Origin of the sequence: Actinoplanes hulinensis, from assembly GCF_019429605.1 — a bacterium.
Lineage (GTDB): Bacteria > Actinomycetota > Actinomycetes > Mycobacteriales > Micromonosporaceae > Actinoplanes > Actinoplanes campanulatus.
On the sequence record NZ_JAHXZI010000013.1, the window covers coordinates 94,586 to 110,892 of the forward strand.

At 69.1% G+C, this 16,307-nt stretch carries 17 protein-coding genes and 2 pseudogenes; 10 read left to right on the forward strand and 9 right to left on the reverse strand.

Features of this window, described 5'->3' with window-relative positions; translation table 11 throughout:
• Window positions 1–3 precede the first annotated feature (3 nt).
• Complete coding sequence (locus tag KZ829_RS24475; RefSeq protein ID WP_220146255.1) at window positions 4–537, reverse strand: universal stress protein; 534 nt, start codon at window positions 535–537, stop codon at window positions 4–6.
• Between the two features lie 156 nt (window positions 538–693).
• On the opposite strand from KZ829_RS24475, the gene KZ829_RS24480 reads away from it, so the two are divergent.
• On the forward strand, window positions 694–1,524 hold the full coding sequence (locus KZ829_RS24480) for a universal stress protein (protein ID WP_220146256.1): 831 nt from the start codon (window positions 694–696) through the stop codon (window positions 1,522–1,524).
• A gap of 279 nt (window positions 1,525–1,803) precedes the next feature.
• Here the strand turns inward: KZ829_RS24480 and KZ829_RS24485 are convergent, their stop codons facing one another.
• Window positions 1,804–2,997 carry an outer membrane protein assembly factor BamB family protein gene (locus tag KZ829_RS24485; RefSeq protein WP_220146257.1) on the reverse strand — a complete coding sequence of 398 codons (1,194 nt, stop codon included), beginning with the start codon at window positions 2,995–2,997 and terminating at the stop codon, window positions 1,804–1,806.
• 191 nt (window positions 2,998–3,188) lie between these two features.
• Here KZ829_RS24485 and KZ829_RS24490 point away from each other — a divergent pair, with 191 nt between their 5' ends.
• Window positions 3,189–3,773 (forward strand): hypothetical protein, encoded by a 585-nt coding sequence (locus tag KZ829_RS24490; RefSeq protein ID WP_220146258.1) that lies wholly within the window; start codon window positions 3,189–3,191, stop codon window positions 3,771–3,773.
• Between the two features lie 611 nt (window positions 3,774–4,384).
• Here KZ829_RS24490 and KZ829_RS24495 read toward each other — a convergent pair.
• Window positions 4,385–5,455 (reverse strand): hypothetical protein, encoded by a 1,071-nt coding sequence (locus KZ829_RS24495; RefSeq protein WP_220146259.1) that lies wholly within the window; start codon window positions 5,453–5,455, stop codon window positions 4,385–4,387.
• A gap of 313 nt (window positions 5,456–5,768) precedes the next feature.
• On the reverse strand, window positions 5,769–5,909 hold the full coding sequence (locus KZ829_RS24500; RefSeq protein ID WP_220146260.1) for a hypothetical protein: 141 nt from the start codon (window positions 5,907–5,909) through the stop codon (window positions 5,769–5,771).
• Window positions 5,910–6,481: 572 nt separating this feature from the next.
• Between KZ829_RS24500 and KZ829_RS24505 the strand changes: the two genes are divergently transcribed.
• Together KZ829_RS24505 and KZ829_RS43240 are read left to right on the forward strand one after the other, a co-directional pair.
• Window positions 6,482–7,567 carry a hypothetical protein gene (locus tag KZ829_RS24505; protein ID WP_220146261.1) on the forward strand — a complete coding sequence of 362 codons (1,086 nt, stop codon included), beginning with the start codon at window positions 6,482–6,484 and terminating at the stop codon, window positions 7,565–7,567.
• Window positions 7,568–8,071: 504 nt separating this feature from the next.
• Window positions 8,072–8,179 carry a hypothetical protein gene (locus KZ829_RS43240; protein WP_504739923.1) on the forward strand — a complete coding sequence of 36 codons (108 nt, stop codon included), beginning with the start codon at window positions 8,072–8,074 and terminating at the stop codon, window positions 8,177–8,179.
• On the opposite strand, the gene KZ829_RS24515 is transcribed toward KZ829_RS43240, so the two are convergent.
• Window positions 8,143–8,295, reverse strand: coding sequence for a helix-turn-helix domain-containing protein (locus KZ829_RS24515; RefSeq protein ID WP_246636194.1), 153 nt, complete (start codon window positions 8,293–8,295; stop codon window positions 8,143–8,145). The genes KZ829_RS43240 and KZ829_RS24515 overlap by 37 nt on opposite strands.
• 121 nt (window positions 8,296–8,416) lie before the next feature.
• On the opposite strand from KZ829_RS24515, the gene KZ829_RS24520 reads away from it, so the two are divergent.
• Window positions 8,417–9,238 (forward strand): hypothetical protein, encoded by an 822-nt coding sequence (locus KZ829_RS24520; protein WP_220146263.1) that lies wholly within the window; start codon window positions 8,417–8,419, stop codon window positions 9,236–9,238.
• On the opposite strand, the gene KZ829_RS44910 is transcribed toward KZ829_RS24520, so the two are convergent.
• Together KZ829_RS44910 and KZ829_RS24530 are read right to left on the reverse strand one after the other, a co-directional pair.
• Window positions 9,207–9,431: an endonuclease domain-containing protein gene (locus KZ829_RS44910; protein ID WP_220146264.1), complete on the reverse strand. Its 225-nt coding sequence runs from the start codon at window positions 9,429–9,431 to the stop codon at window positions 9,207–9,209. The genes KZ829_RS24520 and KZ829_RS44910 overlap by 32 nt on opposite strands.
• 314 nt (window positions 9,432–9,745) lie before the next feature.
• Window positions 9,746–10,324, reverse strand: a complete 579-nt coding sequence (locus tag KZ829_RS24530) for a hypothetical protein (protein ID WP_220146265.1) — start codon at window positions 10,322–10,324, stop codon at window positions 9,746–9,748.
• A 126-nt stretch (window positions 10,325–10,450) separates the two neighbouring features.
• On the opposite strand from KZ829_RS24530, the pseudogene KZ829_RS24535 reads away from it, so the two are divergent.
• From KZ829_RS24535 to KZ829_RS24545, 3 genes and pseudogenes are all read left to right on the forward strand, one after another.
• Window positions 10,451–10,573 (forward strand): annotated as a pseudogene (locus KZ829_RS24535) (ATP-binding protein); the annotation flags it as partial.
• A 370-nt stretch (window positions 10,574–10,943) separates the two neighbouring features.
• Window positions 10,944–11,381 carry a chemotaxis protein CheW gene (locus KZ829_RS24540; RefSeq protein ID WP_220146266.1) on the forward strand — a complete coding sequence of 146 codons (438 nt, stop codon included), beginning with the start codon at window positions 10,944–10,946 and terminating at the stop codon, window positions 11,379–11,381.
• 293 nt (window positions 11,382–11,674) lie between these two features.
• A pseudogene (locus KZ829_RS24545) lies at window positions 11,675–11,926 on the forward strand (transposase); the annotation flags it as partial.
• A 660-nt stretch (window positions 11,927–12,586) separates the two neighbouring features.
• On the opposite strand, the gene KZ829_RS24550 reads toward KZ829_RS24545, so the two are convergent.
• Together KZ829_RS24550 and KZ829_RS24555 are read right to left on the reverse strand one after the other, a co-directional pair.
• The gene (locus KZ829_RS24550; protein WP_220146267.1) at window positions 12,587–13,186 is read right to left on the reverse strand and encodes a GNAT family N-acetyltransferase; all 600 of its coding nucleotides are present in this window, start codon (window positions 13,184–13,186) and stop codon (window positions 12,587–12,589) included.
• A gap of 45 nt (window positions 13,187–13,231) precedes the next feature.
• The gene (locus KZ829_RS24555; RefSeq protein WP_220146268.1) at window positions 13,232–13,393 is read right to left on the reverse strand and encodes a hypothetical protein; all 162 of its coding nucleotides are present in this window, start codon (window positions 13,391–13,393) and stop codon (window positions 13,232–13,234) included.
• Window positions 13,394–13,568: 175 nt separating this feature from the next.
• On the opposite strand from KZ829_RS24555, the gene KZ829_RS24560 reads away from it, so the two are divergent.
• Complete coding sequence (locus KZ829_RS24560) at window positions 13,569–14,537, forward strand: Acg family FMN-binding oxidoreductase (protein ID WP_246636196.1); 969 nt, start codon at window positions 13,569–13,571, stop codon at window positions 14,535–14,537.
• A gap of 128 nt (window positions 14,538–14,665) precedes the next feature.
• Window positions 14,666–16,054 carry a polysaccharide deacetylase family protein gene (locus tag KZ829_RS24565; RefSeq protein ID WP_220146269.1) on the forward strand — a complete coding sequence of 463 codons (1,389 nt, stop codon included), beginning with the start codon at window positions 14,666–14,668 and terminating at the stop codon, window positions 16,052–16,054.
• Window positions 16,055–16,307: the final 253 nt, after the last annotated feature.

Sequence of the window (16,307 nt, forward strand, 5' to 3'; positions counted from 1 at the left end):
CGGTCAGGTGACCAGTGCCAGTGGGCAGGCGGTGTGCCCGATCAGCGCGCCGGTCGTGTCACCGACCGGGCCCGCGGCGGCGCCCACCACCAGGAGAGCGGCGTGGTCGGCGAGCGCGCGGAGTGCGGCCCCGGCATCGTCGTCGTGCAGGATCTGCCGTTCGGTCGCCGCGGTCTCGGAGGGGGTGAGGCCCTCGCGCATGGCTGTGGCCAGCATCAGGTCGGCCTGGGCCGGCGTCTCGGGGCCCATCCGGTAGGCGTCGATCTCCCAGCAGCGGCCGGTCCAGACGTGCACCAGGCGCAGCGGCGCGTGCAGTTCGGCGGCCCGCGCCCGTGCATAGCTCACCACGGCGCCGACACGGGTGTCCCCGGTGATCGCGGCGAGGACCACGTCGCCCGGTGGGGGTGTGTCCGGTATCAGCTCGACCGCGTTCCCGTCCGGGTGCGTGCGCAGCCGCCAGTGGGTTTCCGGGCCTAGCCGCGTGCGGATCGCCGCGGTCAGTTCGTCCACCGATGTGTGTGCCGTCGTCGTGTCCATGGGTCACCCCAGACCATCGCCAGTAAGCGGCCGGACCCACCCGGCCGGTGGTGTCTGAATTATCCCGCGGCCGGCAGGTCCCGCGGGTCGAATGGACCCCCGGGACCTGCCGGGCGGCGGTGTCCGGCGCCACATTCGCGCGCTTACCGTGCGGGTATGACCAGTGACGCATCGGTAGCGGAGAGGCTACCCGTGGTGGTTGGTGTCGATGGGGCGCCGGCTGATCTGCAGGTGGTCGACATGGCCGCCGGGGAGGCGGCCTTCCGGGGCGTTCCGTTGCACGTGGTCCACGCCTGGCCCGGCCGGCCGGTGTCATGGTCGCGGCACCAGCCGGACGGCCGCCACCTGCTGGAGCTGGCGATCCGGCGGGCCCAGCTCGCGTACCCCAGTCTGATCGTCGGAACCCAACTGGTGGACGAAGGCGCCGCCGAGACGCTGGTCCGCTGGTCGGCGCGGGCCGGCCTGCTGGTGGTGCGGCACCGCGACGAGGGCGGCTCCGGCCACGGCTGGGGTTCCACGGCGGCGTACGTGGCGCATCACAGCGTCTGCCCGCTGCTGGTCCACCGCGGCGCGGCGCCGCCACGCGGGCCGGTGGCGGTGGCCGTGTCCGGACGGCACACCGCGACCCTGCCGTCCGCGTTCGAGGCGGCGGCCCGGGCCGGGTGCGGCGTCACCGCGGTGCACGTCAGGGAGGCCGGCGACCGTCTGCACACGGCGCTGGCCGAATGGTCCGCACGGTGGCCGGACGTGCCGGTGGACCGGCTGGTCATCGAGGACGACGACGTGGCGTACACGATCGATCGGGCGTCGCGCCGCTGCCGGCTGCTGATCGCCGGCCGGGGCCGCAAGGGCTGGTCGGTCGAGGCCGTCTACAACTCCGGCGGGGTGACCGGCGGCCGACAGCTGTGTCCAGTCCTGCTCGTGCCGCCGGGGTGGCCGGTGGCCGACCGGGTACCCGCCGGAGTCGCTCGGCCCGCCGGGCGCTGACCATGGATAGCGGGACCTTCGTCCCTGTTCGCCCGGGTCCGGCTGGTCGAGGATGGGCATCGGCGTAGGTGGTCGTGAGGCTGACCTATGTCGATGCCCTGGCGTTGTTCATCGCGGTCCAGATTCTCCTGTTACCCGGGAGGACATGGCATTGCCCCCGGATCCACCGGATGACGGGCCGGAAACCGGTGACAGCGCCGGGGCGCCGGCCACCCTGGAAGGGCCGCGGGTGACCCAGCTCGTAGTCGATGCGATGTCTTGCGCTTCTTGGTCAACGCACTAGCAGGCCGAGCGTTTCTTGGGGAGATAGAGGGCGTAGGCGTGGTCGGAGGATCGGGGGTCCTCGACGTAGGTGGCAGTGATCAGGTGGGTGTCGTCCAGCGACTGCAAGTAGGTGACGGTCTTACCGGTGGGGACGTCGGCGCAGGAGAGGACCCGGCCGGTCTTGGCGTCGAGCTTGACGAGGAGGCGGTCGCCGCCGTACCAGGAGGGGGAACTGACCCAGATCGATTTATCCTCGGGGCGCAGTTCCCGATGGTCGTAGGCACCGAACTGGTAGCCCGTCTCGCGGGTTTCCCCGGTCACCTTCCAACGGGTCGTGCCGGACGGCTGATCGACGATGAGCATCTCGCCGCCGCCCTGGACGTGGGCGTAGCCGCGGTAGTCGACCCCGGCACCGGTGGCGACCAGCTTGCCGCTGTCGGTCATCGCGTAGAAGCGCGCCTTGTAGTCGTTGCCGTCGGAGTTGTGATGTTCGAGGAGCAGGCAGTCCGAGCCGTCCGCCGCGCAGCCGTGCACCGCCACGCCGTCGGGACCCCTGCTGTCGGAGGTGGACGGCCAGGATGCGGGGCGGAGCTCACTGCTGACGACGCCAGTGCGCGCGTCCAGCACCTTGACGTGGATGTCGGGGGAGGTCCCGCAGCCCGCGTCGACCACGACGAAGGCGCCCATCGGGTTCCAGTTGGCGTCGCGGTCGCAGCCGGTCTGCTCGGTCTGCCACAGTTTCCTGCCGGTCGCCAGGTCGTAGCCGGCCAGTTGCCAGGCCCAGCCGACCAGCAGCGTCGAATCGGCGGTCGTGAAGGCGGCGCCGGAGTAGTAGCCGCTGACACTCGACACGTTGAACCAGCCGGTGATGACGCCCTCGCCCTGCGGCTCGAACTCCGCGTGCCACGCGATCTTCCCGGTCAGCGCTTCCAGAGCCACCAGGCCGCCATCGTCCCAGCCGGCCACCACGAGCTTGCGTCCGTCCAGCTCGACCACTCGCACGTCGGAGACGGCGGGATCACCGGCGCGCTCGTACGACCAATGGGCAGCGGCGTCCAGCGGGGCGTCGATCGGCTGGGCGACCACCTTGTGCTCGAACACGGTGACCCGAAGGGTGTCGTCGATGGCCAGCGGCGGCGCCGGGAAATTCTCGATCACCGTGCCAGGCGGTGCGGACACGGCGACGACCGCGCCGGACGCGGTGTGCACGGTCTCATCCCAATCGAAGCTGCTGTCCTTCGCACCGAGGCTGCAAGCGGCAAAAGACAGTGTGAAACCGGCGGCCGCCACGGCCGCGGTCAACCTTCGCAACATGTGCAGTGTCCTCCCGTGAGGGGAAGACCCTAACGCGCCCGGACGGTCTGACCGGCGCCGAGGTGGCGGCGCCGAGGGGTCGTTGGTTGCTGCAGTTCGACGTGGACGACCCAGCGAAGGCGCAACAGTGGGTGCCGTGGCTCGACCCCACCACCAGGGCCACCAACTGGGTGTGGGTCAAGGCTGAAGACCTCGCGCTCATCGAGAACCAGACGACCGTGCCGGAGCCGAAGAAGACGCCGGACACCGAGATCGTCACCCCCGACGAACCGGACCACCGCGCCCTGGACCGGACATGCAAGTACGGGCAGGAACGCGAGTACACCGCCGTCGTGCCGCAGCGCCTCGACAAACCGATCGTGCTGGGCACCACCCGGGCAATCCCGGCGGCGGCGCCGGCCGCCGGTTCGGAATACGGCGTGCAGATGATCATCCCCGGTATGCAGGCCGCCGACGGCGCCGTCCTCGAGGTGGCCACCGAGAACATGCTGGCCTTCGTCGCGGAGATCCGGGCCCGCGCGGAGGAAGCGCGACCCGGTCGGAACTCCTCGGCCAACCCGGCGCCTACACCGCGCTGGCCGGCGAGCCGATCCGGGATGAGGCCACCAGCCGGGACGGGTGGAAGGTGTCGGTCGACGGCAAGCCGCAGACGATCCCGCTGCCCGGCGTGACCTCGCCCAGCTGCGCGGCATGTCCACCGGAGCGCCGACCATCGTGGTGAACGACAGCTCGTGGTGGTGGAGCAGCGCGGTCGGCCGCGCCATCCCGCTGCCGGAACGCACCCGCTCCTGACCTGTGGTAACGGCCCTGAGGAGGCCGACTGCCGAGCCGCGTCCTCGGGGGGTCACCGCCCGCCGGGCATGGCTCGGCATGAGCGCCACGAAGGCCAGCGGCAGTGCCCGGCAGACGGTCGACCCAATGAGTGACGCATACCCCATGAGTGGCGTTCACCGTTCCGAGTCATGCGGATGCCCCGGCGAGAAGCGGCTCACCGCCGTGCAGGACCACGCGCATCCGTTTGAGTCCGTGGTCAGCCGCGTGCGCGGCCCATCCTGGTCGCGGCCGCCCCCAAATTGGCTCTTGCATCCTCCACCGCCGGGGGTGAACGGGGCGTTCCACTTCCTTGGTTGTGGAACGGATCGGCCGCCGATCCTCGGGCAACCGCCGTGTGCCGCGGTTCCGCGCGCCGACCGGGCAAGCCCGGCCAACCTCTCAGCCTGTTAGCGGGTCGGCCATCGCTGCGGGGTCCGCACCGCAACCCCGCCGCATCGAGGTTCAGCTTCTACCCTCGTTCTAGCTGGGGAAAGGCTTCGCGTACGGCGGTGAACGCCTGCCGGTATCCGTCGCGTCCGTAGACGTATGCCAGGCATACCAGTGTTTCGAGCGCTGCCGCCAGCGAGTCCTCCATCGCCGAGTGGAACAGGGTGCTTATCGCCCAGTCCTGCGGTGACTGCTCGCTCCCCCCGTCAGGCGGTACGGGGATACTGGTCCGGGCGACGTCCGCGGCGTTGAGGATCGACCAGACAACTCCGCTGTCGTCGAACGGCTTGGGCACCTTCCTGCCCTCGCGTAGCGCGGCGACTGCCGCAGCGATCTGTGGAAGATCGACCAGGCCAGCCTGCTCCAGCGACCGTAGCGTCGCCCACGTCGCGATGTGCCGCTGCGTGGCGTCATCCGCGTCAGCGACGGCGAACTCCAGATCGATGTCCAGTTCGGAGATCGCGTCCAGGTACAGACCCTCGGCGTGGCGGAGCCGGTCGTTGGGGATCCGGTCACCCCACCGTTCCCGTGCCTGCTGCTCCTGCCCTTCCGCTTCGTGCTGCTCGTCTTCCTGCTGCTCCTGGGGTGTCAGGGTCCGCCGGGCCCGGTGCCAGTACGCCGCCTGCTTGCCGCTCTGCTTCACGATCCTGCCGCTGGCCGGCGGGGCTGGCCAGAACTGCAGCAGGTAGGCGTCAAGGGTCTCGTCGGTGGTGTCCGCCTCGTCCATCCCGCGGATGCTGTACCGGACTCGGTACTGGTTGCTGGGCAGCTCGAACTCGAACGCGTCGCCGTCCAGCCCGGCCAGGACGGCTCGATCAGACATCGCCGTGAAGGACACCTCCACGATCTCGTCCCAGGTGTCATCGAGCGGCGGTGCGCCGGGGTGCAGCTCGACCCGGAACGGGAGCCAGCCGGTGTGCGTGCCGGTGGTCAGCACGAGGACTCCCTCGACCCCTGCCCCGCAGAGGCCGTTGCTCTCGTCCGCCCAGGCATCCTCGATGTCGTACTCGACTTCGTACGGGTCCTCGCCGCTGGCTACCGACGCCGAGCCGTATGTCACGAACACCCGCGGCTCGTCCAACAGCACCTTCATCCCTGTGCGCCTCTCGATCGTCGGCATCTTCGATGCACGTCATGCAGTTCAGATCATTCGACACCACCGGCGCATTGCCGCGTGACCGAACCGAGGTGGATCCTTTCGTCGCCGCACTGCGGTTGGCGCCGGACGCCGGGTGCGTTCCAGCTCGATGGAGTGGAACAGGTCTTCCGAGATGTGATCATGTCGAGCGGCGGTTCCAAGCAGCAGGTGTCGTTTTCCGAAGTCGTGTGCACGGATGTCCGTACTCCTCAGCACGGATAGCCGACGGCGTGAGGGGCGGGGTCCCCACCCCGCCCCGTTGCCCTGTTTAGTAGCCAGTGGTCAGGTGGTCGAGCAGGCAGGTGGTCAGGGCGCGTGTGGCGCCGGCGAGTGCAGCGGTGATCACGGCGAGGGTGATCCGGGTGCGGCGCGGCTCAGGATCGTCCGGGTGTTGCGGGGTTCGGGTCATCGGATGCTCCCTGGATGTTGTTGTCGGTGGACCAAATGCGGAGCCGGCGCCGGCTTGGGCTTTCAGCCTTGAGCAATCCATGAGGGGCAACCCTGAGTGCCGACCGGTGTCGGGCAGTCCACGACAGGTAGCGGTGCGGCATCATCGGTAAGCGATGGATGCCGATGAGTCCCGACCAGTGCGCCGCCCGCCCGCGAAGCGTGCCCCGGTGCGGCGGCCGCGGAACCTGGCCCGGCCCGACCTGGACGCCGGGCCGCGACGGGATGTCCGCGATCTGCTGTATGACCTGCACGAGAGGGCAGGCAGGCTCGCGCTGGAGGATCTGGAGAAACGGATCCGCGCGGATGATCGTCTCGACGGGGCACCGAAGAAGGATGTGATCCACCGGATCATCTCCCAGGGTGGACCGGCCGGTGTATTTGGCGCAGGTGCGTCAGATCGCCCCGCCCGAGTTGCTCGGTCGTGAGGCGGAGCTGGCGGAGTTGGCCCGATTCTGCCTGGACGAACAGGCCGGTCCGTATGTGTGGTGGCGGGCGGGGCCGTAGGCGGGTAAGTCGGCGTTGTTGGCCGCCGTGACCGGGCAACAGGTGCCGGCGGTGATCGACGAGTCGTTGCGGGAGACGTGGCTGCTGGACCTGCTCGGCCAGGCCGCGGAGTCTTGCCAGCGGCGAGGTGTGCGGCTGGTGCTGCTCGTCGACGGCCTGGACGAAGACCGGGGCGTGACTACCGGCCCGCACGCGCGCAGCATCGCCGGGCTGCTGCCGGGTAGGCCGTCGGCCGGGATGCGGGTCATCGTCGCGGGCCGGCCCAACCCACCCGTGCCGGAGGACGTGCCCGACTGGCATCCGCTGCGTGTTCCGGGCATCATCCGGCCGCTGGCTGATTCTCCTTATGCTCGTGACCTGCAACGGCTGGGGCAGAGCGAGTTGAAACGGCTGCTCAACGGCAGCAAATTCGAGCAGGACCTGCTTGGTCTGCTGACCGCGGCTCGGGGTGGTCTGTCCGGCGACGACCTGCACGAGTTGACCGGGGCCGGGCTGGTCTTGGTTGAAGAGGTGCTGCACACCGTGGCCGGGCGCACGTTCACCCGCGGTTTCCGGCAATGGGCCGACACCGATGGACCGCTGGTGTATCCGCTCGGTCACGAGGAACTCGCCGCCCGCTGCTACCTTGGCGCAACCCGGCTGGCTGGCTACCGCGACCGCCTGCAAGTGTGGGCCCAGCGGTACCGTCGCCCCGCCGGTGGAGGCCCGGCCTGGCCGCCGGGCACCCCGGAATACCTGCTGTTCGGCTACCCGCGGATGCTGGTCACTGACGGCGAGGTGTCCCGGCTGGTCGACCTGGTCACCGACCCTGACCGGCACGACCGGATGTTGGCACTGTCCGGCGGCGACGCCGCCGCCCTCGTCGAGATCACCGCCTGCCAAGACCTCGTTCGTGCCGAGCGAGAACTTGATCTGGAGGCGATGCTGCGGCTGTGTATCCGCCGCAGCAACCTCGCCGACCGCAACAGTCGCATCCCCACCGACCTGCCCGCCGTCTGGGCCGCTCTCGGACAACCCGCCCGCGCGGAAGGCCTCGCTCGGTCGATCACCGAACCGGCCCGGCAGGCTCGGGGCATTGGCCGAGGTGTCCAAGACGGTCACGGCGGCCGGTGACCCCGACCGGGCCCGGCAACTCGCCGAGCGAGCCGAGGCCGTGGCCCGCACGATCATCGACCCGTACGAGCAGGCGCAGGCGATGACCGCGGTGGCTGGGGCGATTGCCGCCACTGGCGACCACGACCGGGCACGTCGGCTTCTGTGCGAGGTATTGGCGACAGAGTCGTGGCACGTGCCTTTGCCGGTGTTGGCCCAGCATTGGCCGCAGGTGGTGCTCCGGTGTGTGGATGCGGTGTCCGGTAACGAAAGTTCACGAGACATGCGGGCGCCAGCGACATCCCCCAGGTCGAATCTGTAACAGAACTCGTGTCCGCGCCTTCGTAACGCGCTCGGGGTTCGCGATACAGGTCCGGGCGTGCGGTTCGGCTACGGACGGGTCTCCACTCGCGACCAGAACCCCAACGCCCGGCACGACGCACTCACCGCAGCCAGCGGCGAACAGATCTTCATCGACAGGTCTCCGGCAACCTCGTCCGCCGACCCGAATTCGACAAGGCGCTGCTGGTCGTCCACCGCCGCGGCGACCAACTCGTGGTCATCAAGATCGACCGGCTCGGCCGCTCGCTCGAACATCAGCCGGTGGCGGCTGCCGGGCGTAGGTGGCTGTAGACCGTCTCCCGGCTGATGCCGAACTCCCTGGCCAGCGCGGACTTCTTCGCACCAGCGGTGGCACGTTCGCGCAGTTGCTGCGCTTGCTCGGTGGTGAGCGCTGCTGTACCGATCACGGCGCTCCGGTCGACGAACTTCGCCGACACGACATTCCGGGCTGGCCGGGAGCGGCACCTGTCGACTCGTCACCGGAGGCGAGGTCGGCCTCGTCTGGGATGGCGTATCTACTCTGAATGGATGCGAACGCTTCGATGGGTGCTTTCGCCTGTGTTGTGGCCGGTCTTCCTCGCCTGGAGATGGTTCACCCCGCGGGTGCGGGTCGATCCCGCCGTGGCGCGACTGGGCCTGCTGCGCATGGCGGCCCAGGCATTGACCTTCCTGGCACTGCTGGCCCTCTTCGGCACCGATCGCGAGGATCTCACCGACTCCCTGGCGAAGGGCATGGCGGGCGGGATCTGCATGTTCGGCGTTGCCTTCTTCGGCGGTCTCGCCTACCTCAATCGGTTCGACACCTTCACCGATGGCTGGCGTCGGATCCGGCCGGCGGCGTGGCGCTTCATCTCCTGCTACCTCGTCCTGCCGGTGGTGTTGCCGGTGAGCTGGCTGGCCGACTACACCGCGGCCCATCCCATGCCGAGGTGGCTGTTCTATCTGGCCCAGGTGCCCCAGGCCTGGGTCACCATGCTGGCCGTCGCGACCTTCCTGTTGATCGCACGCAACTTTTTCAACGCCGGCGATGTGAATCCCCTGCTACCGGCCCTGATCACGCCGTTGCTGAGCATCGGCGGACTGCTGCTCGGCCTAGGCGAGCACTCCCGGGTGCCTGGCTATGTGTCGATCCCCGTCAGCGTCATCGGCACCTTGGCGAGCCTTGTGCTGGCCCGGATCGAGTACAACCTCGTCCGGAGCCGCTATCGCTGCACCCTCATGCGACCGCCCGAGATCGCAACGGATCCGGTGACCGGCGAGCGCCACTGGGTCCCGGCCGGGGCCACCGGATGCGAGCGCCGGGACAACCGGCACCCGGTCAACCGCCGCTCGAGGGATACGGCCGGGTGAGGCTGCGGTAATTGTCGTTGCGGCCCGGGGGCCAACCAGTGACGTGCAAGCATTCCTCGAGATTGTTGTTGCAGCCGATGCACAGCAGACCGCGGATCAGCCCGGTGAAGTGGTCGTCGTCCAGGATCGCGCCGGGGGATTGCTGGCACAGGTGGCACTGTGCGCCGAGCTCGACGACGAGCCGGCCGAGCACGCCGACCGTGGTGCGGCGACGACCTGCAAGACCGTTACCCAGCTACCTCACCGACCCGGCGCCCCCGGCTGCCACGAGCGGCTGACCTTGAGGGGAGATTGAACCGCACCGTCGAGAAGAACCTGCTGGCGATGCCAGCGACGACTCGCTGCGCCAACGTCTCACGCTGGCCCACGAACGCATCGGTCAGCTCCGGGCGGAGAACCAGCAACTCCGCGACGCCCTCGCCCATGCCCACGGGCAACTGCGCGCATCCCGCCTGAACGGCCAGGATCGGTGATCAAGGAGAACCCGCCACGAACCAAATGCCGACGTCAGACCGGGGCGACGACTTCGACGACCGTGGCGGTTCCCACTACCGGCATGCCCTCATGCATGGTGATCTCCTGACCTGGTCGCAGGTCATACCAGTCAGCCGGAGACAACGGCGCCAGTCGAATAGAGCCGGTAGCACCCGGCGCCAGCTCCGTCGCATACTCCACCCAAATACGAGCTACCCGCAGATCGGGTTCGCCAGCGCCGGTGCGCCGGCCTGTATCCCAAAGAGGACGCAAGACTCCGGGACGCGGGATAGCGATCGACCGGCCACCCTTCGCTGGCGGATTCAAGCGCAGCTCGGCGCGAAAGACCCCGTGGACGCTCTCCCAGCGACCCCAGTGACACCAAGCCGCGATATCGCTGAGCCACATCAGCTCAGCAGCCTCGATGAGCAGGTCCCACCACTGGGCGCTGGGTCGCCAGCCGTCATACAGGTCGGCAAGGAGGTCCAACGCGACTTCCCATTCGTTGTGATCGAGATACTCACGGACGTCAGCGGCTGTCACACCAGCCTCGTTGACGACGTCGGCCGGAACCAGCGCCGCTGCCCGACCAAGTAACTCGACAACATCCATCCGATCATTCTCCAACGGCGTCACCGGACACTGTGAGCCAGACCCGAGTACGGCGCAGTCGAAGACATCTGTCCACGAAACGAAACGGCAGGTCAAGAAGCAGACTTGAAGATCGAAGTCGAGATATGCGCCGCCATGATCGACCGCCTCGTCCACCACGCCGAAGTGATCTCCCTGAAAGGCGACAGCTACCGGCTCAAAGACCGCGACCTCGGCCGCGTCCCGGCAGCCACCGAAACCAACGACTGAAGACCAACGAGACCTGGGGTGGTCATTTTTCAACCGGAACAGGATGGTCAAGATTCACTCGGCGTTGACAGTCGCCGGCCGCGAGCCGATCAACCGCTGCCGGAACCGCTCAAATAGAAGCAAAAACCCCGCTGGACGACCAGCACTCATGCAGGTATGCACGTCCAATACGCCTTGGTAGCCAGTTCTCCTGGTGGCGGGAACAAGCCAACGACATCGCCGACATCTGTCGCAACCTGCCCCGGTGGCTCCGAGACGGCGAGCCTGCAAACTGACCCGCCAGATTCCTTGGCTCGAGTACTCGATCGTCCGATATTCCTGGTGATCCGTCACGCATGTCTCTCGGCGGACACCATCCCAGGAGATGCGCATGTCGAGTCGCCAGTTCGTTACCTTCGAGGTCGCCGGCCAGTTCTTCGGCGTAGACGTGGGCGCCGTGCAGGAGGTGCTGTCGTACAGCGAGTACACGCCGGTGCCGATGGCGCCGAACGTGGTCGGCGGCCTGTTCAACCTGCGCGGGCAGGTGATCGCCGCGGTGGACCTGCGTGCGCAGTTCGGGTTGCCGCGCCGGGACATGTCCGGCCTCGTGATGAACGTGATCGTGCGGTACGCCGGTGAGCCGGTGAGCCTATTGGTGGACCGCATCGGGCAGGTCGCCTATCTGGACGCTCAGTTGTTCGAGGAGCCGCCGGCAACACTGACCGGCCCGTCACGTGCGCTGGTCACCGGCGCGTACAAGACCGACGGTAGGCTCCTGCTGGTGCTGGACGTCGCCGAGTGCGTGAACACCGCCCGCGTCCCGGCTTAAGACCCATAGTCGTCACGCCGTGGCTCGCCGAGATCCGCCGTGGCAATAGCCACCGATTCCACGTTCCCGCTTCCCAACATGGTCGTCATTGCCGCGGCCGAGCTTGCCGCTCAACCTCCCGCTGGCTTCGGTCGCGAGTTCGGTCCCGAATGTCGATGATCTTGGGGAACCATTGCGCTTCCGCTGGGTTTCCTGGTCGTGAGTTTCGGACCACGGTCGGCACCGGCGCTCGGTGGCCCATGTTTAGGTGGGTCTGGTCCGTGCCGGTGCAGCTGACTTCCAGCTGAGGGCGTCCGCAGATCGTTAAGAAGCGGCAACGCCGGCTGACCGGTGTCGAGGACATGGTCCTGTCGCTGTCGGCCAAGGGCCTGACGACCGGAGAGATCAGCGCTCTCCTGGCCGAGGTGTATGGCGCCGAGGTCTCACGCCAGACCATCTCCCCGATCACCGACAAGGTCATGGACGGCATGGCCGAGTGGCGGAACCGGCCGCTGGACCGCGTCTGCCCGGTCGTGTTCCTGGACGCGATCAACGTCAAGATCCGGGCTCTGTCGACGATCTTGTGATGGTCATCGTGCGAGCAGAACGCGTTTGCGGAGCAGGGCGAGACCGGCACGGCCGAACATCTGCCTCTTGATTATCTTCAGGCGGTTGATGCTGCCCTCGACCGGTCCCGAACTGTGTGACAGGGTCCGGCCCTCAACGCCTTCGACCTGGCCTTCGACGGCCGCTTCACCGCAGGACGCAACTAACCATCACAACATCGAGCTACACCGTTATCTTGACCGGCCCTGGCCTCACCACCACCCGCCGCTGCGACGGCCGACCCGCCGGCGCCCTCTGCCGTAGAACCGAGCAACAGCCGAACGCTTCTGAACCAGGTCCCAACGTGTTGAAACGGCAGTCAACGCCTGGCATCGTCGCCGGCCGTAGCGCGCCACGAACCCTCCTCACCACGGCGTTCGAACCGCACCATCGCGGCCATTTGCTCTCCATGCGCCACAGCGATGTCCCGGCGGGCGAAAGCCGGCATCGCCGCAGCCACCAGGACGACCACGGCAACCGGCATCACCAGATGCTCCGGCTCGAACCGGACCGCCGCTCCGCGTCCACCTGAACGGGGACAGCGGCAGCCACGCCTCGACCGCCGCGGTCGGCAGCGCGTTCACCGCCAAGCCGACGGCGAAGACCAGGATGGCCGGCGCTCACGGGCCGTCCAGCAGGCGCTGGACGGCCGCCGTCACGGCAGCCCGGTCCAGCGCCACGGCGGCCTCGGTGAACCCCTCCCGGATCGAGTCCCGATGCCGGGTACCGGCCAGGTCCAGCAGCGCGGTCACCGGCCGGTTATCGGCGAGGTAGAGGGCGCTGAAGGCGTGGATCCCGCGATCCAGGGCGGCCTCGGCGAGCACCTCGACCAGCGCGGTGGCCAGCCCCGCCCGCCGCCACGCCGGGGTCACCGCCACCGCCACCTCGGCGCTGCCGTCCGGCGTCCCCTCGTATCGGGCCACGGCGATGCCGTCACCGGTCGCCGGATCCATCGCGACCAGGGCGAACCGCCGCTGATAGTCGACCGTGCAGAGATAGGTCAGCAGCTGTGGGGTGATCCGTGGCGGCGGGCCCAGGAACCGGCGGCGCACGGTGTCCGGATCGGCGGTGCGGATCGCGTGTGCCAGCGGGCCACGGTCGGCCGGAACGATCGGGCGGACGAAGACCGTGCGGCCGTCGGGCAGGCGCAGCTCCCGCTCGTACCCGGGTGGATAACCCGGCGGCACGGCGTCCGGATGACGAATCGGAATCGGTCCCATCATCATCCATGGTCGCTGATGACGGGCCGATCGGTCACGGGGCGGTCAGGGGAGCATCACCAGCCGGGCCAGGACGTCCTCGATCGAGTCGTTGATCTCGTCCAGCTGGCGTGTCTCGCACAGCACCTCGGATCGACCCGGCTCCGGGACGGCCACCTCCCTGATCCCGAGCGATCTGTCGAATACGGTGACAACGGCGGCACACATCGTGCGACGCCTTCGCACCAGGCCTGTGACCGGATCATCACCCGCCTGGTACGCGCTGCTCAGGGTCGTTGGACCCGGCGTTCGGGACGGCCCGGCGGGTGTCGTTCCGCCTCAAGCTCCGCGCCGCTGTGGCAGGCTGGGTGAGGTTGTGACGGGGCGCCGCCGGGAGGACACCTTGACCGCTGACACGCAGACCCGTGACCTGCTGGCCCAGGCCGCGGGCGCCGCCCGTTACGCGCCGTCGGTCCACAACACCCAACCCTGGCGCTGGGTGGTGTACCCCGACCGCCTGGAGCTGTTCGCGGTGACCGAACGGCAGTTGCGCTTCCAGGACCCGGACCAGCACATGCTGCTGATGAGCTGCGGCGCCGCGCTGCACCACGCCCGCGTCGCCCTGGACGCCGACGGCTGGGCCCATGAGGTCGAGCGTCCCGCCGCCGAGCCCCTCGCGATCATCCGGCCGCTCGAACGCCGTACCGCCGACCCGGCGGCCGTCCGCCTTCTCGACCAGCTGTCGCGGCGGCACACCGACCGCCGCACCATGAGCGACGAACCGGTCGACGTGAAGGTCCTCGACGCGTTCACCGCGGCCGCCGCGCAGGCCGGCGCCGATCTGTGCCTGCTCAGCCGTGATCAGGTCATCGAGCTGGCCGTCCTGGTGGAGCAGGCGCAGAAGGCGGAGACCTCCGACGATCTGCTCCAGGCCGAGACCTCCACCTGGGTCGGCGGGGACCGCGCCGACGGCACCGGCATCCCCGACGCGAGCCTGCCCGCCGAACCGGCGCAGACCACCGTCGCGGGCCGGGACTTCGGCGTGACCGGCACCCTCCCGGCCGGGGCCGGGCACGACAGCGCCGTCACCTACGCGGTGCTCTACGGCAGCGGCGACGAGCCGGCCGACTGGCTGCGCGCCGGCGAGGCGCTCAACGCCGTGTGGCTGGCCGCCACCGAGCACGGCGCGGCCCTCACCCCGTTGAGCGGCCCGGTCGAGGTGGGTTTCACCCGGCAGCGGCTCGGCCACATGCTCGGCGGCGTCGGCACGCCGTACCTCGTGATGCGTCTCGGCATCGCCGACACCACCGGCCCGGCCGCCGAGCCCACCCCGCGCCTGCCCATCGAGCAGGTGGTCGAGATCCGTGACTGACCCCCGGCCGAAGGTCCCATTGGCCACCATCCATGTTTTGGGACGTTCGGCCTTGAACCTCCGCACACCACCGCCGCACGGTGGGGGTGTAGCGCGGGCACCCCCGCCCGCGCGCGGAGGTGATCCCTGTGGACACGGGGCGCTCGACCCGGGTGACGCTGCGGACCGCGGTGCTCGCCCTTTCCCTTCCGGCACTCACTCTGACCGCCGCGCCGGCCGTCGCCGCCGACGTCACGCCCTACCGGGCGCAGGTCTTCACCCAGGGGTACGACACGAGCAAGGTCGCCACCCTCACGTTCGATCTGGACTGGCGCACCGGCACGGCTGACCAGATCGCGGCCAGTAAGGCGAATCTGGACACGGTGCTGCGCGTGTTCGCCGCCAACGGCATCACCGGCGGCTTCGGTATGACCGGACGATTCGCCGAACAGAACCCGGCCGAGGCGCGGAACATCGCCGCCCAAGGCCACAAGATCATCAATCACAGCTGGAGCCACCCCGACTTCATGACCCTGACCCAGGCCCAGCGCTGGTCCCAACTGGACCGGACCGAGGCGGCGTTCCGTGCCGCGGGCGTCAGCTCGGCCGGCTGGTTCCGGGCGCCGTACCGGTCCGGGTACACGAACGCCGCACTCAACCGCGATCTCGCGCTGCGCGGCTTCTACATCAACGCCGACTGGACCTTCGACACCACCGGCTACCAGGGCGCCGACTGGGCCACGGTGAGCGGCCGCATCGACCGCTTCCTCAAGCCGGGAGCGATCGTCGTCATGCACGTCAGCATCCCGTCCAGCGACCCCGGCAACCTGCAACAGATCATCGACAAGATCAAAGGACAGGGGTACGCCTTCGTGAGCCCCTTCCAGGCGGTCACCCGAGGCCCGATCCGGAGGGCGTACCTGACCGCCGGCGGACCGTCCTCACTGGGCACCGCCACCACCGGGCCGATGCAGGCCACCACGGCCGGCACCGAGGTCCAGTGGTTCCAGAGGGGACGGCTGTACTACTCGGCGGCGACCGGCGCCCACGCGGTCCGCGGCGCGATCCTCACCAAGTACCGCGCGCTGGGCACCGCCGGCTCCTTCCTGCGCTACCCGACCGCCGGCGAGCGCCCCGGCGCGGGCGGCGGCTGGTACAGCACCTTCCAGGGCGGCTCGATCTACTGGTCGGCGGCGACCGGCGCCCACGAGGTGCACGGCGCCATCCGTACCAAATGGCTGGCTCTCGGCGGTGAGGGCGGCCATCTCGGCTACCCGCGCTCCGACGAGACGGCGGTCAGTGTGGGCCGGGCCGTGCAGTTCCAGCGCGGGAACGTCTACTGGAACAGCACCGACGGGGCCCATGTGGTTCGCGGCGGCATCCTGACCCGCTACCTCGCGCTCGGCGGCACCGGCAGCCGGCTGGGCCCGCCCACCAGCGACGAGTACGCCGTCACCGTGGGCTGGCGCAGCGACTTCCGGCACGGCTCCCTGACCTGGAACAGCACCACCGGCACCATCACCGTCGTCTACCGCTGACAGACGCCGGGGCCGGGCATCGCGGCCCGGCCCCGGCGCTCGGCGTTCCGGCGGCTGATCGGCTGGCGCGCCTATCACGGGCGTATCTACAGTACCGGCGACGAACCGGCCGACTGGCTTTGCGCTGGCGAGGCGCTCAGCGAGGTCTGGCTGGCCGCCACCGAACACGATGCGTCGCTGACCCCGCTGAGTAGCCCGGTCGAAGAGCCCTGCACCCGGCAGTGGCTCCGCCAGATGTTTGGCGGTGTCAGTA